Below are 25,411 nucleotides of genomic sequence, written 5' to 3'. Positions count from 1 at the left end.
AAGGGGGATGGGCGGCAAGGGCCTACTTTCCCAGCTTAATCGGGGTTTTGTCAGGCTGCGTCCAGGGCCAGCAGGGACGGCCAGATCGTCCAGAATGGAAGGGATCCCGACCCGCTCCTACCTGGATGGCTTCCCCCCTCAACCAACGCATCCGCCGCTTCTACGATGCTTCCTCCGGCCTGTGGGAGCAGGTGTGGGGGGAGCACATGCACCACGGCTACTATGAGCCGGGCCAGACCGGCAAGGATCGCCGCCAAGCCCAGATCGATCTCATGGAGCGAGTGATTCAATGGGGCCAGATCGGGGATCCTAAACCCCCTCAGCACATCCTCGATCTCGGCTGTGGCATTGGAGGGAGCAGCCTGGAGCTGGCGCGGCGCTTTGGCGCCGAGGTAACAGGCATTACCCTCAGCCCTGTCCAGGCCCGACGGGCCACGCAGCGGGCCCAGGAGGCCGGCCTGAGCCACAGGGTGCGCTTTTGGGTGGCCGATGCCCTGGAAATGCCCTTTGCCGACCACACCTTCGATCTGGTCTGGGCTCTGGAAAGCGGCGAGCACATGCCAGATAAGCGGCGGTTTCTGGCCGAGGGCTGGCGGGTCTTGCAGCCGGGCGGGCAGATGATGGTGGTGACCTGGTGCCACCGCGAGGGATCCCTGAGCCGCCAGGATCAGCGGCTTTTGCAGCAGATCTACGACGTGTACTGCCTGCCCTATGTCATCAGCTTGTCGGAGTATGAAGCACTGGCCCAAGAGGTGGGGTTCGAGCAGTTGCGCACCGCCGACTGGTCGGAGCGGGTGGCCCCCTTTTGGGATGAGGTAATTGCCTCGGCTCGCGATTGGCGGTGGATCCCGGCTTTGGTGCGCAGCGGCTGGGTCACCGTTCGTGGGGCGCTGGGGCTGGGCCTGATGCGGCGGGCCTATGCCACCGGCTTGCTGCGCTTTGGCTTGCTGAGCGGCTTCAAGCCTGCAAGTTAGGGATCCCATACCCCCCTCTCCCAAGGGAGAGGGGCTGGGGGTGAGGGCAGCAGCGCTGGCCACGTAAGCGACAGGGAAAGTGGGCTCAAAAGTCCTGCTGGGGTGGCGTTGCGCCAGCAAGTTCTAGGTACTTCTGCTTCACCGCCTGAATATCCTGCCACATCAACCACTTGGGGCTGCCGGGGGTGCGGTCAGGGTTGCGCAGCAAGTAGGCGGGGTGGAAGATGGGCATGCACCAGCGCCCCTGCCACTGGATCCACTCGCCGCGGATCTTGGTAATGCCCCGCTTATCCCCCAAAAGGGAGCGCACCGAAGTGGCCCCCGTCAACAAAATGATCCAGGGATCCACCAGGCGAATCTGCTCCAAGAGATAGGGTCGGCAGGCGTCCATCTCCGCCTGGGTGGGTACGCGGTTGTTGGGGGGGCGGCACTTGACCACATTGCAGATGTAGGTATCCCGCTCGGGATCCAGCCCCACCGAGGCCAGGATCTTGTCCAGCAACTGGCCGGACTTACCTACAAAGGGCAGGCCTTGCAGATCTTCGTTTTCCCCCGGCCCCTCGCCAACAATCACGATCTTGGCTTTAGGGTTACCTCGGTGCACCACCACATAGGTACGGTTGGCCGCCAACTCACAGCGCTGGCAGACTCGGCAGTGCTGCTCCAGTTGTTCTAGATCCCGATAGGTGCCGGGGGGAATGGGCACCTGAGCCGAGAGCGGGATCTGATCCCATTGGGGAAGCGTCTCCGTTGCAGAGGCAGGTGGCTCTAGGGGATCGTCAAATAGGCTGGGCTGAAGCTCCGAGGGTCTTTTCTTGGCAGCCATTGCAAGGTGAGGGATCCTTGTGCAGCGATCTTCGGCCGCTCCTCTGCCCTTGTCAAGCTTGGAGTCTCTTTCCCCAAAAGGGCAGCCTTTACGTCTTGTTAAACTGAGGGAGCAAAAGATGGCGGCATCTAGCCTGCCCTTTCCCTCTTTTGAGTGCTCTCGGCCTACTATGCTGCTTTTATCCAAAGAACTGCCCAACCTCGACTACCGCCCCACCCTGCAGCGCTTCGGCGAGGATTGGCGGGATCCCCTTGCAACTCTCTTGGGCTGGGGGCGGGCTGCCGGCGCCGATCTGGTGGAGATCTTCCTGGAGCGGGCTAACTCCATCAGTTGCCTGGCGGAAGACGACACCCTCACCAGCATCACCCCTCGACTTTCCACCGGCGCGGGGGTGCGGGTGTTTCGCGGCCTGGCCGACTGCTACGTCAGCACCAACGATCTCTCCTTTGCCGGCCTCAAAGCTGCCCTAGAAAAAGGCCTGCTCTTGATGGGCCTCACCCCCCCTGGCCCTGCTGCTTTGGTCTCCACCGTCAACCTAGGGCTGCTCCAGGACTACGCCGAGCGCCGCGGTAAAGACGGCTGGCTCAAGGAATGCAGCTCCCTTGCCGAGATGGGGGAGATCCTGCTGCGGGCCAACGCAGAGCTGAAGCGGCAAGCTCACCATGTTCAGTCCCGCCGCACCAACTACTTCCGTGACTGGCAGGAGATCCTGGTGGCCTGCAGCGACGGCACCTTTGTGCGCGACATCCGCCTTACCCAGTCGGTTAGTTCTACCCTGCTCTGTGCCGATGGGGATCATCGCGCTTCCGTTAGCCAGCGCGCAGGGGGCACCAGGGATCCCGACTTTTTGCGCCGCTGGGATCTCGTAGCCCACAGCCAGGAGCTGGCAGAAGCCGCCGGCCAGATGCTCTATGCCGACTATGTGGAATCGGGCACCTACCCGATTGTAATGTCCAACGCCTTTGGCGGCGTCATCTTCCACGAGGCCTGTGGGCATCTCTTGGAAACGACCCAGATCGAGCGCAAAACCACTCCCTTTGCCGACAAAAAAGGCCAGAAAATTGCCCACAAAAACCTCACCGCCTGGGACGAGGGGCTTTCCGAGGGGGCCTTTGGCAGCCTGGACGTGGACGACGAGGGCATGCCCGTCCAGCGCACCCTGCTCATTGAAAAGGGCATTTTGAAAAACTTCCTGGCCGACCGGGCCGGCTCCATGCGCACCGGCCATCCCCGCACCGGCAGTGGTCGCCGGCAAAACTACACCTTTGCCCCTGCCAGCCGCATGCGCAACACCTACATCGCCCCCGGCGACGCCGAACTGGACGACCTGTTTGCCTCTATTGACAAAGGCATCTACTGCAAGCGCATGGGGGGCGGCAGTGTCGGCCCCACTGGCCAATTTAACTTTGCCGTGGAAGAAGCCTATCTCATCCAAAATGGCAAAATCACCAAGCCTCTCAAGGGAGCCACGCTGATTGGAGAAGCCAAGGATATCTTGACCAAGATCTCCATGTGCTCCAAGGATCTCCGCCTGGCGCCTGGCTTCTGCGGTTCTGTCAGCGGCAGCATCTACGTTACTGTGGGTCAGCCCCACATCAAGGTGGACTCTATCACCGTGGGCGGGCGCTAGTTTCAGGGATCCCCCATGGCCTACGACAACATCTGCAAGTACCTGGCGGAGCGCTTTCCGGAGCAGTTTGCCCGTTGGCTGATGGGAGAGGTAGCTCTGCCGGTACAGCTTCTGCCCACAGAACTGTCGGAGGAGCCCATGCGAGCCGATTCGGTCATTCTGCTAGGGCTACAGCAGGGCATTTTGCATCTGGAATTTCAAACAGATCCGGATCCTGAAATCCCCTTTCGCATGGCCGACTATCGGCTCCGCCTCTATCGGAAATATCCCCAGCTATCGGTGCGGCAGGTGGTCATTTATCTTCGCAAAACGCGCTCGCAGCGGGTCTTCCAAACCTCTTTTCGCCTAGAAAGGCTAAGCCATGAGTTTGAAGTCGTTCGCCTCTGGGAGTGTAACTTGCCAGCCAGGGTCGATTGGCCAGCCCTGCTGCCTTTTCGAGTCTTGAGCCAGGTGGAGGATCCTGGAGAAACCTTACGAGAAGTCGTTGCTGAGCTGGAGCGCTTGCCAGACTCCAGCGAGCAGCGGGAATTGGCAGCGGCAACAGCCGTTTTGGCAGGACTAGCATTGGATCGGGGCTTGATTCGGCAAATCATGAGGTCCTTGGATATGAGGGAATCGGTGATCTACCAGGAATGGCGGGCAGAAGCTCTGCGGGAGGGGTTGGAAGCAGGGCGCAAAGAAGGCCTGCAACTGGGCTTACAACAGGGCTTACAACAGGGCTTGCAACAGGGTTTGCAACACGGGGAAGCAACACTGGTTTTGCGGCTTTTGCGGCGGAAGCTGGGATCCCTTGACCCGGCCTTGGAAAACCAGATTTGGGCCTTGCCGCCGTCGCAGCTGGAGGCGCTAGGGGAAGCTTTGTTGGATTTCCACAGCGTGGAGGACTTGACCGCCTGGCTGGCCCGTCGGTAGGGAAGGAGTAGCGATGCTGCAAGTTGAGGCCTTGGCCGAACAGGCGCAAAGCTGTGCCAAACGTTTGGGGATCCCCCAGTTTGATCTCTACGGAGCCGAGGTGGACGAGACCAGCGTGCAGGTGGAGCAGGGGGAGCCCCGTCAGGTAAAAGCCTCTCACCGCTGCAGTGTGACGGTGCGGGCCTGGAACGACCAGGGCCAGGTGGGGGTGACTTCCACCACCGCTGTGGACGAGGCAGGGCTGGAACTGGCTCTGCAGACGGCCTTTGAAGCCAGCCACTTCGGCGTGCGGGAACACGCACCCCAATTGAGTCCAGAAGCGAAGCTGCCCATTCTCCAACCCTGTAACGCCAAAAGGCCGCTGGCGCTGGCCAGCGAGCTTCTGGAGCAACTGCTGGCCGCTGAGAAGGCTTTACTGGGATCCCATCCCGCCATCCAGGGGGTACCCTACAACGGCCTGGCCCAGCGGCAGATCGACCGCTTTTACCTCAACAGCGACCAGGCTCTGCGACAGGAGGGCCACACCCTGACCTCGGTCTTTCTCTACGGCAAGGCAGAACAGGAGGGTCGCAAACCCCGCAGCGCCGGCGCTATGCGGGTAGCCCGCAGCCTGGAGGAGTTGGATATCCAGGGCTGCGTCAAGGAAGCAGCCGAGAAACTCATCAGCCACCTGGAGTACGAGCGGATCCCTTCGGGGAAATACACAGTGGTTTTTTCCGGGGAAGCTTTTTTAAGCCTCTTGGGCGCTTTCTCCAATCTCTTCAACGCCCAAAACATCCTGGACAACCAAAGCCTGTCCACTCCCGACTCACTGGGCAAGCAGATTGCCTCGCCGCTGCTCTCGGTGTGTGATGACGCCTTGCACCCTACCAACGTGAGCGCAATTAGCTTCGACGGTGAAGGCACTCCCACCCGCCGCGTTCCCCTCATCACCAATGGAGTTCTGACCCACTTTTTGCACAGCGCCGGCACCGCCAAACGCCTGGGGGCCCAGCCCACGGGACATGCCAATATCGGCGCCAAGGTGACGGTGGCGGCCCACTACTACCACGTCTTTGCCGGGGCTCCACCAGAGAGCACCTACGACCTGGCCACGGCTGAGAATGTGGTCTGGATTGACGAGCTGCAGGCTCTCCATGCCGGAGTCAAGCCTCTGCAGGGATCCTTTTCCCTGCCCTTTCAGGGCTGGTGGGTGCGCCAGGGAGAGCGCATCAGTATCGAGGCGGCAACGGTAGCGGGGGATTTTCTAGGACTCTTGCAGTCGATTTTCTACGTCGAGCCGGAGCCCCAAATCACCCCTGCTGGTCTGTGTCCCCGCATTTGGGTAGCCGATCTCTCCATCACCGGGCAGTAGCACCATGAAACTCACCCGCATCGACCTCAACAGTTGGCTAATCCATACCCAGACCCAGACTTTTCTGCTGGATCCGTGGCTGGTGGATCCCTTGGTGTTCTTTGGCCTGCCCTGGTTCATCCGCCTGGAGCACCGCCAGGTGCCGCCCTTCACACCAGAAACCCTGCCCAAACTCGACGCCATCCTCCTCAGCCAGGGCCAGCCGGATCATTGCCACCCCCCCACCCTGCAGCGGCTGAACCGGCAGATCCCGGTTTTCGCTGCGCCGACAGCCGCCCGCGTGGCACGGAGCCTTGGCTTTAAGAGGGTGCAGGCCCTGGATCCCTGGCAGTCAGTGCAGTGGGGAGATCTGCGCATCACAGCGGTTCCGGGAGCACCCCTGGGGCCGGTGCGGGAGCTGGGCTTTTTGCTGGAGGAGCTGCCGACCCAGACGCGGCTTTACTACGAGCCCCACCTCTCCCAACCGGATATCCGCCCGCGGCTGCAGCAGGAGTTTGCCCCCATCCACACCCTGCTGATCCCGGTGGTAGGTCAGATCTTTCCCCTCTTGGGCGAGGTGATCATGGGGCCGGAGCGGGCCCTGCAGGTGGTGGCCGCCCTGCGCCCACAGCAGGTGATTCCCACCGCTATGGGAGAGGTAGATTACCACGGCTGGTTTGCCGCCCAGATCCGCCCTCTGGGGAGCCTAGAGGAGTTCCGGGAAAAGCTGGGATCCCTGAACGCCGCCACCGGCCAATCCATCCGGCTGTGCTGTCCTGCCCCGGGGGAGACGGTATCCCTTCCCGCTGAGGTCAGAGCATGAGCCACCCTTCTCAGCCCAGCCTCGACCTGGTGGCCATCCTGCGGGCCGATTACGCCCGCTTTCCCCGGGATCAAACCTACTCCATCTACGACCCCCAGGTTTATTTCCGGGATCCCCTCAACGAGTTTCGCGGCCTGGATCGCTATCGAGCTATGATCGCCAGCCTAGAGCGCTGGCTGCAGGATATCCATCTTGAGCTGCACGACATCCACCAGAGCGGCAGCCACATCCGCAGCGAGTGGACGCTGAGGGGATCCCTGTCTTTTTTGCCCTGGCGTCCCCGCCTGTGCATCCCCGGCTGGACAGAGATGCGGCTTAACCCCGCAGGTCTCATCGAATCCCACGTTGACTACTGGCGCTGCTCCCGCTGGAAGGTGATGCGGCAAATGTTTCGGCCTGGGGATGCCAAAGGATCCTCTTAGTGACCGCCATCCTTTGCTAGGATCACAAAGCTGACTTTTTAGCTCTGCTGGAAAGTCATTAATCTGTGCGCTGGAGAGATGGCCGAGTGGTCGAAGGCGCAGCACTGGAAATGCTGTGTGGGGCAACTCACCGTGGGTTCGAATCCCACTCTCTCCGTTATCAGGTAGTCCACTGGTATCCACCCAAGTCCAGAAAGTTCTTATCTGGTGAGGCTTCTGGGCTTTTTGGTGTCCAGGGAAGTCTGGCCAAGTCCACTGAGATCCAGGCTACAGTGGGACACGGCAAGCGGGGTCGGGCATGGACCTAACGGAGTTGGCCATCAGAAGTGCCAAGCCCAGTTCGAGCTCTGCACAACCAATGCCACTGATCCAAACCTCATTGTCAGCTTCATCGGACGGATCCCTGATTCAATGTAGTCAATTTCTTCTCTTCTTGGATTAGCCAACATTTAGCGTAAAGTTTAGCTCTACGAATTAGTTAATGTATAGTTCGGGTTACCTTCCTCTCGTCAGTCTTTCAATCAGAACATCTATTGATCCGACGCAATGATGGTTTGCTGGAATGGAGTAATACTTTTCTTCTGCTCCACGAATTTTAGGGTTAACGATTGGAAACTCTCCATCTTGCAAGGCATTAAAAAATTCAGTGTCGAGCGCTACCGTACGTAACAAGTCGTTCCGAGGCAAGTGATGCACTAACCAAACCTCATGTTCTCCTTCTCTTTTTCTTTGAGCATTTTGAACCTTGTCAGGTCTAATCCACAGAGGCTGATGTTCGTCGACCGAGGTTGTCAATGGCCCAGTAATTTCAAGGTACACGTTTGTTCCAACGACAAAGATATCTGGATCACCTTTCTCGTGACCATGCTGTGTTGCGTTCCCAGGTAGGTACTCTGACTGGCCTGTCCCTAAACCTCTAAATTCAACTTGAATTCTGCCATCAGACATAGACTCCAGAAGCTTTGCAACCTTATGCTCTCGCTTTGCAGACTCCTCCCAGGAATGTTTGTACTTATCTTTCCAATAGTTGAAGTCAGGCACGTTGTACTCACCTCATTTTCTTAACTCTGATAAAGCCCAAAGGCTTTTTTCCCAGATAGAGTATCATCCATGAACACCCCTGGAATCTGTCCAGCAGCTCAATCACTTCTGAAGGCTTTGAAGTAGGATTACACTGGGGTTGGTCAAAAGGCTAGCAGCTAGGCTTTCTGCAAACAGTGGCATAGCTACACTTGTGTCCCTGAAAAAGAGAAAGTCAGTAATTCTAGTTCTAGATCAGCTCGCTGACCGGGAAGCGATCCAGCATCTTTTGGGCTTCGCGGGCATTTTCCCGCAACTCTGACGGCAGATGGGGGACATAGGGGATCTGAGAAAGCAAATCCAACGTGCGACGGATCAGGCGCACCAAGTCGCCGGCATCCAGGTTGGTACTGGCCTCTAAGGTTTTCCAAGGAGTCCCTTGCGCCCAGTGTTCCACGATCCCGGCCAAGCTGGGCTCAAACCCAATCGGCACATGAAACACCTGGTGTTGCCGCTGGCTGCGGAACAGTTGCCGCCGCAGGCCCCGTAACCCATGCAACACATCCTCCACCAGCCCCGAGGTGCGCAGCCGGCTGTAGGTACCTGAACGGGGAGGCTCTGAAACCAAGGCAGCCACAACTCCGGCCAGATGATGAGGAGCACAGCCTTGACATTCCCCAGAGAGCAGAGCCAGCGCCAGCCAGAGCTCGTTATCCCCTCGCAGAGCGGCCACCACCTCTCCGCTGGCGGTAGGTTGATACTCCCGCAGACAGTCGAACTCCTGCAACACCCCCACCAAGGCCATAAATTGCTGCCAGCGCAACTCCTGCACCGAATCGCTTTGCCGCTCCAGATGCTCAAGGCGCTTGAGCAAGCGCTGCCGTTTTTCTCGTAGGCCCAGCAGTTTTTTCCCCACTTGGTGGGCGGGATTCTCTCGGATTTGAGCTTCCAGGGCGCGGATCTTTTCCTCTTGGGCTTGGATGTGGGGAAAAGCCAACAGGCGCAGGGTGGGATCCGGCTCGGCTTCTCGCTGTTTGAGTAGGTAGCGCAAGATGCGCCGTTCTTCCCGCCGCTGCGCCTGCATTTTCTCATAGCGGGCGATATCTTCAGCAGAAATATCTCCCAGGAGGCGGTCGATCTCTTCCAGCTCGGCGCGCGTCTGCTGCAGTTCTTGTTGTTCGGGCAGCTTTTGCAGCGAGAGCAAATACTGGCCAAAGCTGCGGTTAATGAGATCCCGCGCCGCTTCCAAAGAGTGCTTTTGCAGCAGGTTCAGCACCATGCCATAGGTGGGGGTAAACTGGCTCACCAAGGGATCCGCCCCCGCCGTGGCCAGCCGCGCCGCCTCTTGCGCCCCTTCAAAAGGCGATTGCAAGGTCACCACATGCCCGATCACATCTTTGCCCCGTCGCCCGGCCCGGCCCGACATTTGCATAAACTCAGAGGCGGTCAAGAGGCGGTGGCCGTTATCGGTGCGCTTGGAAAGAGAAGAGATGACCGTGGTGCGGGCGGGCATGTTGATCCCGGCGGCCAAGGTCTCGGTGGCGAAGACCAGCTTCACCAATCCCTGCTGAAACAGGTGCTCCACCAAGCCCTTCCAGGCGGGCAACATGCCGGCATGGTGGGCGGCAATACCCCGGTAGAGGGCATCCAGTTGATCCCGACGCACAGCTTCCGGCGTTTCCCGGCAAAAGCAGTCGATCTGCTCGGCCAACTGCTGCCGTTCTGCCTCGCTGGCGATTAAGTCCAAGTTCCCCACACCGGCCACCGCCAGGTCGCAACCTTTGCGGCTGAAAATGAAATAGATGGCCGGCAACATATCTCGCTGGCGCAAGTTTTCCACCACCTGCACCATATCTGGCACCCCCCCATAGGAGGACTGGCCGGACTTGGAGGGTTTGCTTTTTAGGCGGCGATTGCGAACCCACTGGCCCGACTCCGTTTGCTCCAGCAGGGGGAACAGTCCTTTGCGATTGGCAAAGTGAAATTGCAGCGGCACCGGGCGATGGCTGGAGTCGATCAGGCGGGTGGGACCATGCACCTGGTTCATCCAGTCGGCGAGCTGGTCGCTGTTGGCCAGGGTGGCCGAAAGGGCGATGAGCTGGATTGTGGGGGGGCAATAGATGATCGCTTCTTCCCAGACGGTGCCCCGCTGCTGGTCGTTCATGTAGTGGCATTCGTCCAGGATCACCGCCTGCACATCCCGCAAGGGATCCCGGTTCAGGGCCTCCGCATCCTCCCAAGGTTCCATCTCACTGGCGTAGGCCCCTCTCTGAACCGCCAGAGAGAGCGGCGTGCCGTAGAGCATGTTGCGGAAGATCTCGGTGGTCATCACCAAGATCGGCGCCTCCCGGTTGATGGAGATGTCGCCGGTGAGGAGGCCAACCCGCTCCGGGCCGAATTGCTGGCCGAAATCGCGAAACTTTTGGTTGGAAAGAGCCTTCAGAGGGGTTGTATAAAAAGCCCGCTTGCCCTGGGACAAGGCCCGATAGATAGCATATTCTCCGATCAGGGTCTTGCCGGATCCAGTGGGAGCACAGACCACCACCGATTCCCCTGCCGCCAGAACCTGAATGGCCCGGATCTGAAATTCGTCCAGCTCGAAGGGGAAAAGCTGCCGCAACTCGTCCAGCAAATCGGTTGCCGGGGAGAGAAGCGCATTCATGGGATCCAAGAAGTCGGCATTGACATCTGGAAAGCCAGCCAACTCGCTGCTGCTTATGTGTTATACCTTCCAGAATACAAGCTTCCTCAGGGTATTGGCTCTAAATGCCGAGCCGAGGGTTAGCAGCCTCCTGGGCAATGATAAAATGGGGTCTCGTCGCCGGATGCTATCGTGCTGGTCGTTATTGACAACTACGACAGCTTTACCTATAACCTGGTGCAATACCTGGGGGAACTGGGGGCGCAGGTGCGGGTTTTTCGCAATGACCAGCTCTCGGTTGCCGAGCTGTGCCAGCTACAGCCAGAGGGGGTGGTCATTTCCCCCGGGCCGGGACGGCCAGAGGATGCTGGCATCTCGCTGGAGCTGATTCGGGAGCTGGGGCCAAGGCTGCCCATTCTGGGCGTCTGCCTGGGCCACCAGTGCATCGGCCAGGTCTACGGTGGCCAGATCGTGCGCGCCTCTGAGTTGATGCACGGCAAAACTTCCCTGATTTACCACCAAGGGGTGGGGGTGTTTGAGGGGCTAAGCCGGCCTTTTGCGGCAACTCGCTACCACAGCTTGGTCATTGAGCCCTCCACCTGTCCTGAAGAGCTGGAGGTGACGGCTCAAACGGACAGTGGGATCATCATGGGGGTGCGCCACCGCCGCTATCCTCACGTTCAGGGGGTGCAGTTTCACCCAGAAAGCATCTTGACCCTGGAGGGCAAGCGCCTGTTGGGCAACTTCCTGCGCCTGGCTCAGCTCCATGTCTCGGGATCGTCCCAGCCAGCGGCTGCCGTCGTCGCGTCAGGGATCCCGTGCCCATGAAGCGTCGCCAGCTTTTGCAAGCCAGCGCCGGCCTGGTGGGATCCCTCGCCGTAGGGGGTCAATGGGCGGTTGCCCAAACGGCCCCTTTCCCAGGGGGATCCCTGGAGTTCACCTCCCAGAGCCTGCAACTGACCTGGCTGCACCACAGTTGCGTTTTGTTCGAGGGGGAGGGCAAGCGCTTTCTGGTCAACCCCTTTCGGCCTGGGGGCTGTACAGCCGGCTACCCTGCTCCCAGCGTTAATGCCGATCTGGTGCTGCTCAGCAGCCGCCTTCTCGACGAAGGGGCCCTGGACGTCGTGCCCGGCAACCCCAGGGTGTTGTTTCAGCCCGGGGACTACGTCATCGATGGGATCCGCGTGCAGGGGGTGCGCATGCCGCGGGGCCCCCGCTTTGGCCTCAACGTGGGCTGGCGCTGGCGCATGGCCGGGATCGACATTGTCCATTTGGGGGGGGCCCTGCAGCCCATTGGCCGGGAACAGTCCATCCTGCTGGCTCGCCCTGACCTCTTGCTGGTGCCGGTGGGGGGTGGGCCGAAAAACTACGATCCCGCCGGGGCCAAGGCAGCCATCGAAGCGCTGCAGCCCAAGTTGGTCATCCCGACTATGTATCGCACCGCCGCCGAGGCGTCCCAATGCGAGCTGCAACCTTTAGAAGCGTTTTTGCGCCTATTTTCCGCCGCTGCCGCGCAACCTGCCCTCAGCAACCCGTTGCTGCTTTCGGCCCAGGCCCTGCCCAGCCAAGGGATTGCCATCCTGTTCTTTGAGGAGTAGGGCCATGGAGCGTAGGTGGTGGGCTGTGGGTGTCGGGCTGGGATCCCTGCTGCTGGGAGGGCTGGGGGTCTACGGGTACTCCCTGCCAGAAGATCCTCAAGTCCTGGCCACCGCCAACCCGCTGCGGCTGCAACTGGCTCTCTGGCTGGGGAAAGACGCCAATGTCGTCGAGGAGCGGGGCAAGACGGCTCTGTTCTTCGTCGAAAGCGGCCTCAACACCCGCCTTTTGCTGGCCGCTGGGGCGGATCCCAACCGGTTAGATCGCGGCGGAGCCAGCCCCCTGCACCAAGCTGCCCGCCTGGGCAATCCTGAAGTGACCAAGGCTTTGCTCGAGGGAGGTGCCGAAGTGAACGCCCGCTTCGGGGCCGGCGGCCTGCCCCTGCATTTTGCCGCTTGGTCGGGCAACCCCGCGGTGGTGCGGCTGCTGCTGGAGCATGGCTCCGAGATTGACGAGCCGGACGGCTACGGCCTTACCCCCCTGCGCATTGCCCAGGACATGAGGCGCTGGGAAGCTGCGATTCTGCTCTCCCAATGGCCCCGCCCCGAACCATAAGGACAATCGCTGACCCTCAGCAACCCCTCTCTCCTTGTGTTGGGAGTGGGGGGCGAAATGTCTTCATCCCGTTTGAAACAGCTGTACCTTCCCCTGGCTGCCGCTCCAGGGACGACCGAGCGGGAGGTGCCCTGAGACGGCCCTACCACCCCAGCACCCAGGCGAAGATCAAAGGCGCCACGATGGTGGCATCCGACTCGATGACGAACTTAGGTGTGTCAACCCCCAGCTTGCCCCAGGTGATCTTCTCGTTGGGGACTGCCCCCGAGTAGGAGCCGTAGCTGGTGGTGGAGTCGCTGATCTGGCAGAAATAGCCCCACAGGGGGATCCCTTTGCGGCCCAGGTCTTGGTGCAGCATGGGCACCACGCAGATGGGAAAATCGCCAGCAATGCCGCCGCCAATCTGGAAGAAGCCGATGGAGCACTCTGCCGAGGTGCGCGTGTACCAGTCCGCCAGTTGGATCATGTACTCAATGCCCGTGCGGACGGTATGGACATGGCGGATCTCACCGGTAATGCAGTGGGCAGCGTACATGTTGCCGGTGGTGGAGTCCTCCCAGCCCGGCACGTAGATGGGCAAGTTGGCCTCCATGGCCGCGTAAACCCAGGAATCCCGCGGATTGATCTGGTAGTAGGGCTCCAGCCTGCCGCTGCGCAGGATGCGGTAGATGAACTCGTGGGGGAAGTGGCGTTCCCCGGCCCGGTCGGCAGCCATCCACTCTTCCAGCAGAGCTTTTTCCAGGCGCCGCATCGCCTCTTCTTCGGGAATGCAGGTATCGGTTACCCGGTTCAGGTGCCGCTCCAGCAGCTCCTGCTCCTGCTGCGGGCTGAGGTCGCGGTAGTTGGGCACCCGCTCGTAGAAGTCGTGGGCGATGAGGTTGAAGATGTCTTCCTCCAGGTTGGCGCCGGTGCAGGAGATGGCGTGCACCTTGTCCTGGCGGATCATCTCGGCCAGGGAGAGCCCCAGCTCCGCCGTACTCATGGCGCCGGCCAAGGTCACCATCATCTTGCCGCCTTTTTCCAGGTGAGCAGAGTAGCCCTTGGCGGCATCCACCAGGGCGGCGGCGTTGAAGTGGCGAAAGTGATGCTCAACAAATTGGCTGATAGGGCCTTTGGCCACTGCTTCTGCGGTTATCATTGTTGAGTTTCTAAGCGAGACGGGTTCGCCTTCTCAAAGCACAGACTCCTTATCGTAACCAAACCTAAGAGCGCTGGCAAGCTTTTAGGGAGTTTTGGACATTGCCGGCATGGCCATTGCTCTGGAGTACGTTCGCGAAATCTACCACCGGCCGCTGCTGCAGTTGGTGTTCGAGGCGCAAGCGGTGCACCGACAGCACCACCCTCCCAACCGGGTTCAACTCTGCGCCCTTGTCAACATCAAGTCGGGCGGCTGCCCGGAAGACTGCGCCTATTGCCCCCAAAGCGCCCGCTACTCGACAGGGATCGAGACCTACCCCTTGATCTCCCTGGATTCGCTGCGCGAGCAGGCCATGGCTGCTCAAAAAGCCGGTGCCACCCGGCTATGTATGGGCGCTGCTTGGCGGTCAGCCCCGGAAGGGGAGGTGTTTGAGCGGGTGCTGGAGATGGTGCGCACGGTGCGCGAGCTGGGGATGGAAGCCTGTGTCACTTTGGGGATGGTGTCGGCTGCTCAGGCGCAGCAGTTGGCGACGGCAGGGCTGACGGCCTACAACCACAATCTGGACACCTCGCCGGAGTTCTACCCCCGCATCATCACGACGCGCACCTACCAGGATCGCCTGGAGACTCTGGCCCATGTGGGGGCAGCCGGCCTGCAGATCTGCTGTGGCGGCATTGTCGGCCTTGGGGAGACCGACGAAGACCGCATCGCCCTGCTGCACGTTTTGGCCAACCTGACGCCGCCGCCCACTTCGGTACCCATCAACGCGCTGGTGCCGGTGGCTGGCACGCCCCTGGGCCAGCTTCCCCCTCCCGATCCGCTGCTGCTGGTGCGCACCATCGCCACGGCTCGGCTGCTGCTGCCCAGAGCCCAGATCCGGCTCTCGGCAGGGCGGAAAAACCTGTCCGAGAGCGACCAGGCGCTGTGCTTCTCGGCAGGCGCCAATTCCATCTTCACCGGCGAAAAGTTGTTGACCACGCCTAACCCAGGCTCGGCCGCCGATGCGGCTTTGCTTGAGAAGCTAGGCCTGCAACCCCTCTAGAAGCATTTCCTTTTGCGCCTTTAGGATCCCTAGTTGGATCTAGGCGTGTCCCTTCTGTTGTAACAATCTTTTCAGAAAATCTAACCCTTTCTTAACCCTGTCGGCAGCCATGTCAAAATGGTGGCGACAGCGTTCTCCAGGGTTGTTACGTCGGGTTCATGTCTCCTGTCAGCACTGCCGAGCCCCTTGCCGAAGTCCAATCCCCTGAGGCGGCTGCTTCTTCTCCTCCAGAGCTCTCGCTTGGGGAGACTGCGGAGCCGACAAGGGGAGGGGGCTTTTGGGGATCCCTGCGGCGCTGGTGGGCGCGCTGGAAACAAAAGCTGCGCCTGGAGACCCAGTTGCTCTTTGTGGCCACGCTGGTGGTCTCGCTGGTGGTGAGCAGCTTCACCTTCTGGGCCGTCAGCACCGTGCAGCAGAATGCCCGCTTTAACGAGGCCCGCTTTGGCCGGGATCTGGGATTGCTATTGGCAGCCAATGTCGCCCCCCTGATCGCAGAAGATCGCATCGGCGAAGTGGTCCAACTGTCGCGGCAATATTTTGAGAGCACCAGCAGCATTCGCTATTTGCTCTACGCCGACCCGGAGGGGAACATCTACTACGGGATCCCGTTTTCCAACCAGGAGGTGAAAACCTCCCTCAGCCTTACCCGCCGCATGCAACTGCCGGACAACCGCCCGCCTGCCGAGGGCCAGCCGCTGGTGCGCACCCACCTCACCCCCGCCGGGCGGGTGACGGACATTTTTGTCGGCATCTATCATCAGGGCCGCTTTTTGGGCACCCTTGGCCTCGGCATCAACCCCAACCCCGCCCTTGTGCGCTCCACGCAACTGGCGCGGGAGGTCTCGATTGGGGTGTTTTTGGCAGTGTGGGTTCTGGCCATCCTGGGATCCGTGGTCAACGCCCTCACCATCACCTATCCCATCAAAGAACTGGTCAAGGGCGTTCAGGAGATCACCAAGGGCAACTTCAAGCAGCGCATCGACCTGCCCTTTGGGGGAGAGCTGGCCCAGCTCATCGACAGCTTTAACGAGATGGCGGAGCGGCTGCAGAGCTACGAAGAGCAGAACATCGAAGAACTGGCCGCCGCCAAAGCCAAGTTGGAGACGTTGGTTTTCTCTATCGTCGATGCCGCCATTTTGCTGGATGCCGAGTTTCGGGTGCTGCTGCTCAACCCGGCGGCCTCTCGCATGTTCGGCTGGGAAGGGGATCCCGTCTTGGGCAAGCCCTTGCCGGAGCTGTTGCCGGAGGATCTACGGCAGCAGTTGGCCCGCCCCCTGATGCAAATTGCCCGCGGGGATCAAGAGGCAGAGGAAATTCGCGTCAACCTCAGCGGCCCCATCAAGCGCGTCGTTCGCATCCTGCTGTCGCCGGTATCCGACCCGCGGCGGCAAAACCTCAAGGGGATTGTAATGACGGTGCAGGACATTACCCGCGAGGTGGAGCTCAACGAGGCCAAGGCCCAGTTCATCAGCAACATCAGCCACGAGCTGCGTACCCCCCTCTTTAGTATTAAGTCTTTTATCGAGACCCTCTACGAGTACGGCGAGCAGATGTCGCCAGAGGAGCGGCTGGACTATCTGGAAATTGCCAACCGCGAAACCGATCGCCTCACCCGCTTGGTCAACGATGTGTTGGATTTGTCGCGTCTGGAGTCGGGCAAGCAGTACCACTTCGAGGCCGTCGATATCGCGGCGGTGATCGAGCAAACCCTGCGCACCCACCACCTGCAAGCCCGCGACAAAGGGATCCAGTTGCGCAAGTTTGTCGATCCGGATCTGCCCCTGGTGTGGGGCAACTACGATCTGCTGCTGCAGGTGATGACCAATCTTTTGGGCAACGCTCTCAAGTTCACGCCGTCGGGAGGTCTGGTGACGGTGCATGCCCACCTGGTGGTACAGGCGGATGGATCCCCGCAGGCGGTGCGGGTGGCGGTGGCCGATACGGGCATCGGCATCGCCCCGGAGGATCAAGAGCGGATCTTCGACCGCTTTTTCCGCGTCGAGAACCGCGTCCACACTTTGGAGGGCACCGGCCTGGGCCTGGCCATTGTGCGCAACATTCTGGAGAAACACCACACCCGCATCTGCCTAGAAAGCAAGCTGGAACAGGGATCCACCTTCTGGTTCGACCTGCACCTATACACCGAAAACGGGCCGCTGGAGTTTGCCGCCCAGCCCGGCGAAACGGATCCCCCCAGTTGCCGCTGGCGGGAGCATCCCCAGCAAACCTCTTAAGGAGCAAAAAGCCCGTACGGCTGCAGGGATCCCTGGTGGTGGCTTGTTCTACACTGGAGAAGGTTTTGAGTTGTGAGGGGTTGCTGCCATGCCGCCTCGCTGGCCCCGGAAGCCCTCCCGTCGGGATCCCGAGTTTCGCAAGCTGGATGACCGCTACACCTACGCGGCCCACCTGGCCGTTTTTCTCTGCAGCGCGTCGGGACTGGTGTTTTTCCAGCAGTTGTACCGGGCGGATTGGCCGTGGCTGGTGCCGCTGCTGGGCTGGTGGGGCCTAGGCCTGGGGATCCACAGCTTCTCGATCTTTTTTGTGGCCCGCTACCCTGCCGATCCAGGTTTTGTGGAGCTCCCCCCCGAAGCCAACGAAGACTCTGTAGAAGCCGGCTAGCGGCCTCCCTCAAGGGGAGCCAGGGGAGGAGGGGCGCTGTCGTCGTTGTCGCTGCAGCAGCAGGGGGGAGAGATCGCTTTCGTCGTAGATATCTCCCACCAGCTCTTCCAAAATGTCCTCCAGCGTGATCAGGCCGGTGGTGCCGCCAAACTCATCCACCACGATCCCCAGGTGTTGGCGGGAGCGCAGCATCTCTTTGAGTAACAGGCTGACGCGCTTGGTATCGGGCACAAAAAAAGGCGGGGACATGGCCTTGGTCACCTCGGCATTGCCCTTTTGCTCCAGGTGGCGCAGGGCCTGCTTGAGGTGGATGACGCCGACGATCTCGTCCTTAGATTCCCCCTGCACAGGGATGCGGGAGTAGCCCGTCTCCAGGCAGAGCTTCACCACATCCTGCAGGGTTTTATCGTGGGAGATGGTCTCCATTTTTACTCTAGGTTTGGCCACATCTCCCGCCTGGAGCAAATCCAACGCCAGCGCCCCGCGAAACAGGCGCCGTTTTTGCCAATCCAGCAGCCCCCGCTGCCCCAGCACGTCGATCAACAGCTCCAAATCCTTGAGGGAAGCGGTGGCCGTCAGCGGCGAGAGCTCCAACAGGTTGAACAGCCGGCTGACAATCCATTCAAAGGCGTCGGTAAAAGGGCGCAGCAGCACCGAGAGGATATGGACAGGCCGCACCACCCAGCGGAACACCCCCAGGGGATGACTCACCGCCAGGGACTTTGGGGCTACTTCTCCAAACAGGAGCACCAGGATCGTGGTGGGCACAGTGGCGGCCAAAGCTCCAAACTGGGATCCCAGCAGCTCGATGGAGAGGGCTGTGGCCAGGGCAGCAATGCCGATGTTGACAAAGTTGTTCACCAACAACAGGGTGGTGATCAGCCGTGAGCGCTGTTGTTGGGCCAGTCGATACAAGCCTTGCGGATCCCCTTGTTCCTCGATCAGGGATTCCAGGCGCAAGTTATCCATGGCCGTGATGGCCGTTTCGGCCCCAGAGCAAGCTCCCGAAAGGAGAAGCAAAAAGGCTAAGAGGAAGACATTAACCATAGCGCTCCGTCCGCAACAGCGGAACGGGATCCAGATCCATGTTGCCCAGAGCAGAAAATGGGTAGCTTCGGCCAATGCAAAGAAAAGCGGGTCGGCACATTTTCATCACCAACGGGATCCCATCCGGCACCTCGACACCTCAGCCGTTTCGCCAAAGTTCAGCACTCAACCCAAGGCTCAGAATCCCTAAACACCCACCAACTCCATCTTTTGCGATGAGAGTCTTCATTGAGCAACGAGAGAGCACTCAAGCTGTTCAAACCGACTAGCTTGCTGAAGATCTTGGAAGATCTTGTGAAAAGCTTAACTTATCCTGTGTTGATCCCTAACCGGTTGCTCAAAGCTATTGATCAAAACGGGCTTGGCCGGATCGATCCAAAAGTTGTCGGTACAACATCACAATTTTGTCTTGCACCTCGGATTGGCTCAGGTGATCTGTGTCGATCAGGATGGCGTCGGGGGCAGGCCGCAAGGGAGAGATAAGCCGTTCGCTGTCGCGGCGATCCCGCTGCTCGATTTGGGCTTTCAATTCTTCGAGGGGCACCATTTGCCCTTGGGCTTGGAGTTGCTGTTGCCGGCGTTGGGCTCGTTCGCCCACCGAGGCGGTCAAAAAGACTTTCAGCTCAGCATCGGGAAAGACATAGGTGCCGATATCTCGCCCCTCCAAGACGGCCCCCCCATCCCGGCCAATGCTGCGTTGCCGCTTCACCAGCTCCTGCCGCACCCCCGGCACTGCCGCCACCTGAGAGACCCAGCGGGTCACTTCTGGGGAGCGGATGGCCTGGGTGATTTCTTCGCCATCGGCCCAGATGCGGGTCGGCTCTGCCGAAGAAGTGCCACTTTGCAGGGTGAGCTGGGTTTGGGCGGCCAGTTGGGTCAATTGCTCGGCGTCGTCCAACGGGATCCCCCGCTGCAGCGCCAGCCAGGTGATAGCCCGATACATGGCCCCTGTGTCCAAGTACAAAAGCTGCAGTTGGGCGGCCACTGCCCGCGCCACGGTGGATTTTCCGGCTCCTGCCGGGCCGTCGATGGCAATCAGCGGGCGACGTGGGGTAGAAGCCACCTCCGAGGAAGGCGGTGCCGCGTTTTGTGCTTTCTCGGCCCAGGGATCCCCTTGTGCCGGAGAGAGGAGCAGATTGTCGATCAGGCGAGTTTGCCCCACATAGGCGGCGATGGCCAGCAATCCCTTGTCTTTCACCTCGGCCAGCGGCTGGAGGGTTTGCGGATCCACCAGTTCCAAGTATTGCACCCGCAGTTCAGGGGTGTGCTCCAGCTCGGCACGGGCGGCAGCCAGGATCCCTTCTGCCGAGGGATCCCCCGCCTGCCAATGGTTATACCCCCGACACAAGGCCCGGTACAGGCTGGTGGCCACCTGTCTCTCTTCAGGAGAAAGGTAGCGGTTGCGGGAGCTGCAGGCGAGGCCATCGGCTTCTCGCACGGTGGGGCAGGGGACAATGGTGGTGGGGATCTGCAGATCTTGGACCAGCCGTTGGATGATCGCCAGTTGCTGGGCGTCTTTCTGGCCAAAGTAGGCCCGCTGCGGCTGCACCAAGTTCAGCAGTTGCAGCACGATGGTGGCTACGCCGCGAAAATGCCCCGGTCGGTGGGGGGCACAGAGGGTTTGCAAAAGGGACTCGGGAGGCATGACCCAGGTGCGGTCGCTGCCGGCTGCCGGGCTGGCGCCCATCTCCTGCGGGTCGGGGGCAAACACCACATCCACGCCCGCCGCTTCACACAGGGCCCGATCCCCCTCCTCGTCGCGGGGGTAGCGATCCCAGTCTTCGTTGGGCCCAAATTGCAGCGGGTTGACGAAAATGCTGACCACCGTGCGGTCGCACTCTTGGCGGCAGCGGCGGATCAGGCTGAGATGGCCCTCGTGCAGGGATCCCATCGTGGGCACCAAGCCGATGGTGGATCCCCGCCAGCCAGTTACCTGCTCCCGCAAAGCAGCAACGGTGCGCAGCCAGTGCATCGCCATGCCACCTCACTTCTTCTCCGCCTAACCTACCCAGGGCAACTTTCAAAGACCGATCTTGTTGCCCCGTTGATACTGCCTGTAGGCGGCCACAAACAAGCCCGCCAAGGTGACCAACACCATCCCCAAAACGATCCCCAACAAAATCGGCTCGATCACAACCCCGACCTCCTAGTTCAAACCTAGATCATGTTGACATACTCCCTGTCTTTTAGGGCAGGGATCTTTGACGCTTCACCGACCGACGCCGGCAAACCAGTCCTACAGGGTCTCCACATCGGTTTTGGAGTCAGGCCTTCCATCCCGACTTGGTTGATGTTACTTGAGATATCGATTGGCGCCAGTCGGGACGAAGTCCTCTGCCTGTGACGGATCCCTAGCCCAAAGCAACGCTGAAGAACTCCACCGCTTCTGCCAACACTTCCAAGAAGCGATCTACCTCCGCCAACGTGTTGTACAGGTAAACGCTGGCCCGGGCGGTGGATTGGACTCCCAAATAGCGATGCAGGGGCTGAGTGCAATGGTGCCCCGCTCGAATGGCGATGCCCTGCTCATCCAGCAAGGTAGACAAGTCATGCGGATGGACGGCCTCTACCGAAAAGCTGACCAGCCCTGCCCGTCGCGTCGGATCCTTGGGGCCGTAAACCGTGATACCCGCTATGTTTTGGATCCCGTCCAACAAATGGGCGATCAACCGTTGTTCATGGGCGTGAACCCGCTCCAAGCCGATCTGGCTCAAGTAATCCACGGCTGCCCCCAACCCCACCGCCTGGGCAATCGCCGGCGTGCCGGCCTCAAATTTGTGGGGGATATCCGCATAGGTGGCGTGATCCCAGTACACATCGGCGATCATCTCTCCCCCACCCAAAAAGGGTGGCATCCCTCGCAACAGCTCCCGCCTGCCGTAGAGGATGCCAATCCCCGTTGGGCCACACATCTTATGCCCTGAAAAGGCCAACCAATCGCAATTCAACGCCTGCACATCCACAGGCATGTGAGGCACACTCTGACAAGCATCCAGCAAAACCTTGGCCCCGTAGCGATGGGCCAGCTCCGTGATCTCCTGGACGGGGTTGATGGATCCCAGCATATTGGAAACCTGGGTTACCGCCACCAGGCGGGTGCGGTCGCTGAGCAAAGACCGGTAGTGCTCCAGATCCAACTCTCCTGCTGGCGTGATCTGGATGAACTGGAGGCAGGCTCCCGTCTTCTGGGCCACGAGCTGCCACGGGATCAGGTTGCTGTGGTGCTCCATCACCGAAAGGACGATCTCATCCCCTCGTTCCAAATTGCTCAAACCCCAACTGTAGGCCACCAGATTGATGGCTTCGCTGGCATTGCGGGTGTAAACGATCTCCTGTGGCGAAGCGGCGTTGATAAAACGAGCGATCTTTTCCCGCGCCCCCTCATAGGCATCGGTGGCTTCGTTGCTCAGCGTATGAACCCCACGATGCACGTTGGCGTTGGAGCACCGATAGTACCGATCCATCGCCTGCAAAACTGCCAGTGGCTTTTGAGAAGTGGCAGCGTTGTCAAAGTAGATCAGGGGGTGGCCGTTGACCTGGCGCTGCAAAATCGGAAAGTCCGACCGCACCTGGGCAGCTAGGTCGAAAGAATGGTCCAGCCTAAGAGAAGAAGGGGTGGATACCGCCATAGTCTGCGCAAAAAGCCCGTTTCCCTCAGTATGACATCGCTCTGGGCCAGCCCTCGGAAAACCCATCTGGGATCCCTTCAGTCCTACCCACTCTGCCGTCAGGGCTTGGAAGCCAAAACTTGTCACAAACTGTAATCTTATGTTAAGTTTGTTTACGTACAGTGATAAAGGTATTCACAATGCAATCGTCTCCTAGGATTCCTTCGCGCCTGGATTCCGCATCCGTTGCCCAGTACTATGACACCAGCAACGACTGGATCCCCGGCTGGACGGAGCAAGCGGAGCGTTGGAATGGACGCTTGGCCATGTTGGGCTTCGTGATCAGCATGGTTACAGAAGCGGCGCTGGGCCACAGTGTTTTTGCCAGCACTCTCGCTCAGTGGCTGGGTCTGCAATAATCTGCAATAATCCGGTAGAGCCCCATCGGGCATCTCACAGACTTTACCCCTTAGCCTTGAGATGCTGCGGCTCTACCTTGGCTTGAGCTTTTTTACCCTTCGACTCCTATCTTGACAGGCTGATGATGCTTGAGAATCCCTTTTTCCCCTACATTGCCGTAATGGTGGCTGGGCTGGTAGCTGCTGTTGCGATGGGCTCGATGGCTTTCTTCAACTCCAAGCGCCCTGCCGGCTGGGAAGGCGCCGGTCGCCCGCGGTATGTGCCGCAGTATGGTCAAGACGGCGACACCCCGCCGGAGTGGGAAATTGGCTGGACTGAGAAGGCCGAGCGATGGAACGGACGGCTGGCCATGCTGGGGTTTGCCCTGAGTGTTGTGGTAGAGGCCATTGTGGGCCACAGCGTCTTCGCCTCTGTGTTGGGGATCCGCTGAGCCCGGTGGAAAACTGTCTCGGATAAAAGTTCCTACAGAGCAACAGCTATCCTCTGGCCTCTACCATTTAGTTACCTTTATTTACCATTGAATAATCTTCTTCTGAACGGCTGTCATACACATGGCAACGCGGGCGTTGATCTCATCCTCAGATCCGAAAATATCCAGCTTTTCTTTGAGCCGTTGGATGCAGTTTTGTACGGTCTTCTTGCTGGTGTGAATGCGATCGGCAATGGCCTGATCGGTGAGGGCCTCTTTGCAGAGTAAGTTCAAGACCTCAATTTCCCGTTCTGTCAGCTTCGTGAGACCACGCAACTCCCGCGGCATGCGCAATTCTCCATTCAGGGCGCTTTTGGCTCCCTCCAAAAACACAGTCCGCCGTTCCATTTTGTTAACCGCGGCAAACCCGCCCTGGTGTTTGCTGATCAAGCCCACCAATGGAGTCAGCAGTAGCGGCTCACTAGAATAGGCCATCACGTTCAGGGTGGGGTAGTTCTCAAAGATGTGGCGCAGGAACTCTAGGCCAGGCTCGGCAGACTGTTCGCCGCTGGTTTGACCGTAGAGCAAGTCCGCCACGACCAAATCCGGCTGTTCCCGCTGCAGGCGCAGGATGGCGTCCATGGGATTGCTGACCGTGATGCACTGAGCATCGGCTGCAATCCGCTGCAGCCACTCGCAGTTGTTTTGGGCCACCTCGGGATGATCTTCGACGATCAAAAACTTGAGGGGGGTAGTTGGGCTTTCAACCTCGGACATCAGTCCACTCCTCTAAGTTCACCATCGGCCGTATGGGAACAGCCGGAACATTTCTACAGACAGGGGATCCCAACTGTAAGCATGGCTCCCAGCAGACCACTCCAGTGTAGCCTCAAGTGGGGTTTTAGAGGTGAGTCTGAGGGGTAGGAAGAGACAGGTTAAGCTAGAGGGTGATGTCAACCGGATCTCAACTGTGGTACCTCTGCAAGACCGCAACCCAACCACCCGCACGGCCTACGTCACCTATGCCCTGGTGCTCATCAACATCTTGGTTTTTGTGTATGAGCTTACCTTATCGCCGCGAGAGTTGGTGGCTTTTTTCCGAGAGTGGGCAGTGGTACCGGTAGAGTTGACGGCGAGTTTTCGAGGGGAGGTCACTTCTTCGCTGCGCCCCGAATGGATGACCCTATTCACCTCGCAATTTTTGCATGGGGGCTTTCTCCATATTGGTGGGAACATGCTCTTTTTGTGGGTTTTCGGCAACAATGTTGAGGATCGCTTGGGGCATGTGCGCTACCTCATTTTTTACCTGACTTGTGGAGCTTTGGCCGCCCTAACCCAGTGGTTTTTCGATATGGAATCCACCATTCCTTCGCTGGGGGCAAGTGGGGCCATTGCCGGGGTGTTGGGAGCCTATATCTTGCGTTTTCCACAAGCTGAGATCTTGACCCTGGTGCCTCTGGGCATTTTCATTACAACCATCTATGTTCCCGCCTGGGTGTTCCTGGGTTTTTGGTTTGTGCAACAGGCGTTTTACGGCATCGCCAGCCTGCAGACGCCCATCAACATCGGCATGCAGGGGGGAGGGATTGCCTACTGGGCCCACGCGGGCGGCTTTGTGTTTGGGGCCATCTTGGGGCCGTTGATGGGGTTATTTTCTGGCAAAAGCCCTTATGACCGCCAAATGACTTGGCAACAACGGGACAGGGATCTGTTTTGATCGGCTTTGATACTTTACTGAGCCTATTGTTAATCAAATAGCAGCGTGATAGGAGCAAGCTATGGTCAGTCTATCTGCCAAGCCTCTAACTCTGGAAGACTTTCTACAACAGCCGGAAACTCAGCCTGCCAGCGAGTTTATTGAAGGAGAAATTATCCAGAAGCCTATGCCACAGGGAAAGCATAGCCGTCTCCAACTAAAACTGGGCAGCTTCATTAACGAGATGTTGGAGCCTTCTCAACTGGGAATGGCATTTCCAGAGCTGCGCTGCACTTTTGCCGGATATGCGATTGTGCCCGATATTTCTGTGATCGCCTGGGAGCGGATCCCTGTGGATGAAGATGGCACCATTCAAAATTTCATCCCCTTTTGCCCAGATTGGATCATCGAGATTCTCTCTCCCGATCAAGATCAAATGAAGCTGGTCAAAAAGATCTTGATTGGCTTGGCCCACGGCTGCCAGATGGGGTGGATCGTGGCCCCCGAAGAAAGGGTCGTTTTCGCCTATCCTGCCGGACAGCAGCCAACAGTGCATGAGGATCCGCAAGAGGTTATCCCCGTTCCCGCTTTTGCTCAAGGGATCCAACTGACGATCGGGACATTGTTTGGCTGGATGCGAGTTCAAGGCGGCGAGAGCCGCAAGCCCATTGGAGAAAAAAGCCAAGGCTAGCTACACCGG

Annotated in this window: 25 protein-coding genes and 1 tRNA gene; 17 read left to right on the top strand and 9 right to left on the bottom strand. The window is 59.5% G+C overall.

Going from position 1 to position 25,411, the window contains the following annotated elements; translation table 11 throughout:
* Nucleotides 1-125: 125 nt before the first annotated feature.
* Entirely contained in the window at nucleotides 126-974 is an 849-nt protein-coding gene (locus tag NW862_RS09200) for a methyltransferase domain-containing protein (RefSeq protein WP_414348879.1), read from the top strand.
* A gap of 85 nt (nucleotides 975-1,059) precedes the next feature.
* On the opposite strand, the gene NW862_RS09195 is transcribed toward NW862_RS09200, so the two are convergent.
* Nucleotides 1,060-1,680, bottom strand: coding sequence for a uracil-DNA glycosylase (locus tag NW862_RS09195; protein WP_414348894.1), 621 nt, complete (start codon nucleotides 1,678-1,680; stop codon nucleotides 1,060-1,062).
* A gap of 289 nt (nucleotides 1,681-1,969) precedes the next feature.
* Here NW862_RS09195 and NW862_RS09190 point away from each other — a divergent pair, with 289 nt between their 5' ends.
* From NW862_RS09190 to NW862_RS09165, 6 genes are all read left to right on the top strand, one after another.
* Complete coding sequence (locus tag NW862_RS09190) at nucleotides 1,970-3,430, top strand: TldD/PmbA family protein (protein ID WP_414367693.1); 1,461 nt, start codon at nucleotides 1,970-1,972, stop codon at nucleotides 3,428-3,430.
* A gap of 15 nt (nucleotides 3,431-3,445) precedes the next feature.
* Nucleotides 3,446-4,342 carry an Rpn family recombination-promoting nuclease/putative transposase gene (locus tag NW862_RS09185; protein WP_414427110.1) on the top strand — a complete coding sequence of 299 codons (897 nt, stop codon included), beginning with the start codon at nucleotides 3,446-3,448 and terminating at the stop codon, nucleotides 4,340-4,342.
* Nucleotides 4,343-4,355: 13 nt separating this feature from the next.
* Nucleotides 4,356-5,696 carry a TldD/PmbA family protein gene (locus NW862_RS09180; protein ID WP_414348881.1) on the top strand — a complete coding sequence of 447 codons (1,341 nt, stop codon included), beginning with the start codon at nucleotides 4,356-4,358 and terminating at the stop codon, nucleotides 5,694-5,696.
* A 4-nt stretch (nucleotides 5,697-5,700) separates the two neighbouring features.
* The gene (locus NW862_RS09175; RefSeq protein WP_414332651.1) at nucleotides 5,701-6,498 is read left to right on the top strand and encodes an MBL fold metallo-hydrolase; all 798 of its coding nucleotides are present in this window, start codon (nucleotides 5,701-5,703) and stop codon (nucleotides 6,496-6,498) included.
* Nucleotides 6,495-6,920 carry a DUF2358 domain-containing protein gene (locus tag NW862_RS09170; protein WP_414332649.1) on the top strand — a complete coding sequence of 142 codons (426 nt, stop codon included), beginning with the start codon at nucleotides 6,495-6,497 and terminating at the stop codon, nucleotides 6,918-6,920. The genes NW862_RS09175 and NW862_RS09170 overlap by 4 nt, the downstream gene beginning before the upstream one ends.
* Nucleotides 6,921-6,992: 72 nt before the next feature.
* Nucleotides 6,993-7,077 (top strand) — tRNA-Ser (locus tag NW862_RS09165).
* 338 nt (nucleotides 7,078-7,415) lie between these two features.
* On the opposite strand, the gene NW862_RS09160 is transcribed toward NW862_RS09165, so the two are convergent.
* On the bottom strand, nucleotides 7,416-7,961 hold the full coding sequence (locus NW862_RS09160) for a hypothetical protein (protein ID WP_414332647.1): 546 nt from the start codon (nucleotides 7,959-7,961) through the stop codon (nucleotides 7,416-7,418).
* Between the two features lie 229 nt (nucleotides 7,962-8,190).
* Nucleotides 8,191-10,602 (bottom strand): DEAD/DEAH box helicase, encoded by a 2,412-nt coding sequence (locus NW862_RS09155; RefSeq protein WP_414348896.1) that lies wholly within the window; start codon nucleotides 10,600-10,602, stop codon nucleotides 8,191-8,193.
* A gap of 171 nt (nucleotides 10,603-10,773) precedes the next feature.
* Here NW862_RS09155 and NW862_RS09150 point away from each other — a divergent pair, with 171 nt between their 5' ends.
* From NW862_RS09150 to NW862_RS09140, 3 genes are read left to right on the top strand one after another with little or no spacing between them, the layout of a single operon-like run.
* The gene (locus NW862_RS09150) at nucleotides 10,774-11,409 is read left to right on the top strand and encodes an anthranilate synthase component II (RefSeq protein WP_414427109.1); all 636 of its coding nucleotides are present in this window, start codon (nucleotides 10,774-10,776) and stop codon (nucleotides 11,407-11,409) included.
* Complete coding sequence (locus NW862_RS09145; protein WP_414427108.1) at nucleotides 11,406-12,179, top strand: MBL fold metallo-hydrolase; 774 nt, start codon at nucleotides 11,406-11,408, stop codon at nucleotides 12,177-12,179. Before NW862_RS09150 ends, NW862_RS09145 begins: the two co-directional genes overlap by 4 nt.
* 4 nt (nucleotides 12,180-12,183) lie before the next feature.
* Nucleotides 12,184-12,732: an ankyrin repeat domain-containing protein gene (locus NW862_RS09140; RefSeq protein WP_414332641.1), complete on the top strand. Its 549-nt coding sequence runs from the start codon at nucleotides 12,184-12,186 to the stop codon at nucleotides 12,730-12,732.
* A 142-nt stretch (nucleotides 12,733-12,874) separates the two neighbouring features.
* Here NW862_RS09140 and NW862_RS09135 read toward each other — a convergent pair whose 3' ends face one another.
* Nucleotides 12,875-13,870, bottom strand: a complete 996-nt coding sequence (locus tag NW862_RS09135) for a deoxyhypusine synthase family protein (protein ID WP_414332639.1) — start codon at nucleotides 13,868-13,870, stop codon at nucleotides 12,875-12,877.
* Between the two features lie 109 nt (nucleotides 13,871-13,979).
* Between NW862_RS09135 and bioB the strand changes: the two genes are divergently transcribed.
* From bioB to NW862_RS09120, 3 genes are all read left to right on the top strand, one after another.
* Nucleotides 13,980-14,912 (top strand): biotin synthase BioB, encoded by a 933-nt coding sequence (gene bioB, locus NW862_RS09130; protein ID WP_414337425.1) that lies wholly within the window; start codon nucleotides 13,980-13,982, stop codon nucleotides 14,910-14,912.
* A 158-nt stretch (nucleotides 14,913-15,070) separates the two neighbouring features.
* A complete protein-coding gene (locus NW862_RS09125) occupies nucleotides 15,071-17,146 on the top strand; it encodes an ATP-binding protein (RefSeq protein WP_414337423.1) in 2,076 nt (691 codons plus the stop codon).
* Nucleotides 17,147-17,234: 88 nt separating this feature from the next.
* The gene (locus NW862_RS09120) at nucleotides 17,235-17,531 is read left to right on the top strand and encodes a 2TM domain-containing protein (protein ID WP_414332633.1); all 297 of its coding nucleotides are present in this window, start codon (nucleotides 17,235-17,237) and stop codon (nucleotides 17,529-17,531) included.
* A 9-nt stretch (nucleotides 17,532-17,540) separates the two neighbouring features.
* Here NW862_RS09120 and NW862_RS09115 read toward each other — a convergent pair whose 3' ends face one another.
* The 4 genes from NW862_RS09115 to NW862_RS09100 form a co-directional block, all read right to left on the bottom strand.
* The gene (locus NW862_RS09115; RefSeq protein WP_414332631.1) at nucleotides 17,541-18,578 is read right to left on the bottom strand and encodes a hemolysin family protein; all 1,038 of its coding nucleotides are present in this window, start codon (nucleotides 18,576-18,578) and stop codon (nucleotides 17,541-17,543) included.
* A gap of 343 nt (nucleotides 18,579-18,921) precedes the next feature.
* A complete protein-coding gene (locus tag NW862_RS09110; RefSeq protein WP_414332695.1) occupies nucleotides 18,922-20,550 on the bottom strand; it encodes a bifunctional pantoate--beta-alanine ligase/(d)CMP kinase in 1,629 nt (542 codons plus the stop codon).
* Nucleotides 20,551-20,598: 48 nt separating this feature from the next.
* Nucleotides 20,599-20,712: a cytochrome b6-f complex subunit V gene (petG, locus tag NW862_RS09105; RefSeq protein WP_414332627.1), complete on the bottom strand. Its 114-nt coding sequence runs from the start codon at nucleotides 20,710-20,712 to the stop codon at nucleotides 20,599-20,601.
* Between the two features lie 217 nt (nucleotides 20,713-20,929).
* Nucleotides 20,930-22,207, bottom strand: a complete 1,278-nt coding sequence (locus NW862_RS09100; RefSeq protein WP_414332625.1) for a SufS family cysteine desulfurase — start codon at nucleotides 22,205-22,207, stop codon at nucleotides 20,930-20,932.
* 179 nt (nucleotides 22,208-22,386) lie between these two features.
* Here NW862_RS09100 and NW862_RS09095 point away from each other — a divergent pair, with 179 nt between their 5' ends.
* Nucleotides 22,387-22,605 (top strand): chlorophyll a/b-binding protein, encoded by a 219-nt coding sequence (locus NW862_RS09095; protein ID WP_414332623.1) that lies wholly within the window; start codon nucleotides 22,387-22,389, stop codon nucleotides 22,603-22,605.
* Between the two features lie 122 nt (nucleotides 22,606-22,727).
* On the top strand, nucleotides 22,728-23,036 hold the full coding sequence (gene psb35 / locus NW862_RS09090) for a photosystem II assembly protein Psb35 (RefSeq protein WP_414332621.1): 309 nt from the start codon (nucleotides 22,728-22,730) through the stop codon (nucleotides 23,034-23,036).
* An 81-nt stretch (nucleotides 23,037-23,117) separates the two neighbouring features.
* Here the strand turns inward: psb35 and NW862_RS09085 are convergent, their stop codons facing one another.
* Complete coding sequence (locus NW862_RS09085) at nucleotides 23,118-23,792, bottom strand: response regulator transcription factor (RefSeq protein WP_414332619.1); 675 nt, start codon at nucleotides 23,790-23,792, stop codon at nucleotides 23,118-23,120.
* Between the two features lie 193 nt (nucleotides 23,793-23,985).
* Between NW862_RS09085 and NW862_RS09080 the strand changes: the two genes are divergently transcribed.
* The gene (locus NW862_RS09080) at nucleotides 23,986-24,732 is read left to right on the top strand and encodes a rhomboid family intramembrane serine protease (RefSeq protein WP_414332617.1); all 747 of its coding nucleotides are present in this window, start codon (nucleotides 23,986-23,988) and stop codon (nucleotides 24,730-24,732) included.
* Between the two features lie 61 nt (nucleotides 24,733-24,793).
* The gene (locus NW862_RS09075; protein ID WP_414332615.1) at nucleotides 24,794-25,402 is read left to right on the top strand and encodes a Uma2 family endonuclease; all 609 of its coding nucleotides are present in this window, start codon (nucleotides 24,794-24,796) and stop codon (nucleotides 25,400-25,402) included.
* The last annotated feature ends 9 nt before the right edge of the window (nucleotides 25,403-25,411 follow it).

The sequence above is a fragment of the Synechococcus sp. H55.8 genome, from assembly GCF_047462375.1.
In the GTDB taxonomy this organism is placed as follows: Bacteria; Cyanobacteriota; Cyanobacteriia; order Thermostichales; family Thermostichaceae; genus Thermostichus.
This window is presented reverse-complemented; position numbering and strand designations above follow the sequence as displayed.

Bases quoted from the DNA above. Each gene is read 5' to 3' on its own strand.
- NW862_RS09200 (WP_414348879.1), top strand. From the start codon at position 126: ATGGCTTCCCCCCTCAACCAACGCATCCGCCGCTTCTACGATGCTTCC.
- NW862_RS09190 (WP_414367693.1), top strand. From the start codon at position 1,970: ATGCTGCTTTTATCCAAAGAACTGCCCAACCTCGACTACCGCCCCACC.
- NW862_RS09185 (WP_414427110.1), top strand. From the start codon at position 3,446: ATGGCCTACGACAACATCTGCAAGTACCTGGCGGAGCGCTTTCCGGAG.
- NW862_RS09180 (WP_414348881.1), top strand. From the start codon at position 4,356: ATGCTGCAAGTTGAGGCCTTGGCCGAACAGGCGCAAAGCTGTGCCAAA.
- NW862_RS09175 (WP_414332651.1), top strand. From the start codon at position 5,701: ATGAAACTCACCCGCATCGACCTCAACAGTTGGCTAATCCATACCCAG.
- NW862_RS09170 (WP_414332649.1), top strand. From the start codon at position 6,495: ATGAGCCACCCTTCTCAGCCCAGCCTCGACCTGGTGGCCATCCTGCGG.
- NW862_RS09155 (WP_414348896.1), bottom strand. From the start codon at position 10,602: ATGAATGCGCTTCTCTCCCCGGCAACCGATTTGCTGGACGAGTTGCGG.
- NW862_RS09145 (WP_414427108.1), top strand. From the start codon at position 11,406: ATGAAGCGTCGCCAGCTTTTGCAAGCCAGCGCCGGCCTGGTGGGATCC.
- NW862_RS09140 (WP_414332641.1), top strand. From the start codon at position 12,184: ATGGAGCGTAGGTGGTGGGCTGTGGGTGTCGGGCTGGGATCCCTGCTG.
- NW862_RS09135 (WP_414332639.1), bottom strand. From the start codon at position 13,870: ATGATAACCGCAGAAGCAGTGGCCAAAGGCCCTATCAGCCAATTTGTT.
- bioB (WP_414337425.1), top strand. From the start codon at position 13,980: ATGGCCATTGCTCTGGAGTACGTTCGCGAAATCTACCACCGGCCGCTG.
- NW862_RS09125 (WP_414337423.1), top strand. From the start codon at position 15,071: ATGTCTCCTGTCAGCACTGCCGAGCCCCTTGCCGAAGTCCAATCCCCT.
- NW862_RS09120 (WP_414332633.1), top strand. From the start codon at position 17,235: ATGCCGCCTCGCTGGCCCCGGAAGCCCTCCCGTCGGGATCCCGAGTTT.
- NW862_RS09115 (WP_414332631.1), bottom strand. From the start codon at position 18,578: ATGGTTAATGTCTTCCTCTTAGCCTTTTTGCTTCTCCTTTCGGGAGCT.
- NW862_RS09110 (WP_414332695.1), bottom strand. From the start codon at position 20,550: ATGCACTGGCTGCGCACCGTTGCTGCTTTGCGGGAGCAGGTAACTGGC.
- NW862_RS09100 (WP_414332625.1), bottom strand. From the start codon at position 22,207: ATGGCGGTATCCACCCCTTCTTCTCTTAGGCTGGACCATTCTTTCGAC.
- NW862_RS09095 (WP_414332623.1), top strand. From the start codon at position 22,387: ATGCAATCGTCTCCTAGGATTCCTTCGCGCCTGGATTCCGCATCCGTT.
- psb35 (WP_414332621.1), top strand. From the start codon at position 22,728: ATGATGCTTGAGAATCCCTTTTTCCCCTACATTGCCGTAATGGTGGCT.
- NW862_RS09085 (WP_414332619.1), bottom strand. From the start codon at position 23,792: ATGTCCGAGGTTGAAAGCCCAACTACCCCCCTCAAGTTTTTGATCGTC.
- NW862_RS09075 (WP_414332615.1), top strand. From the start codon at position 24,794: ATGGTCAGTCTATCTGCCAAGCCTCTAACTCTGGAAGACTTTCTACAA.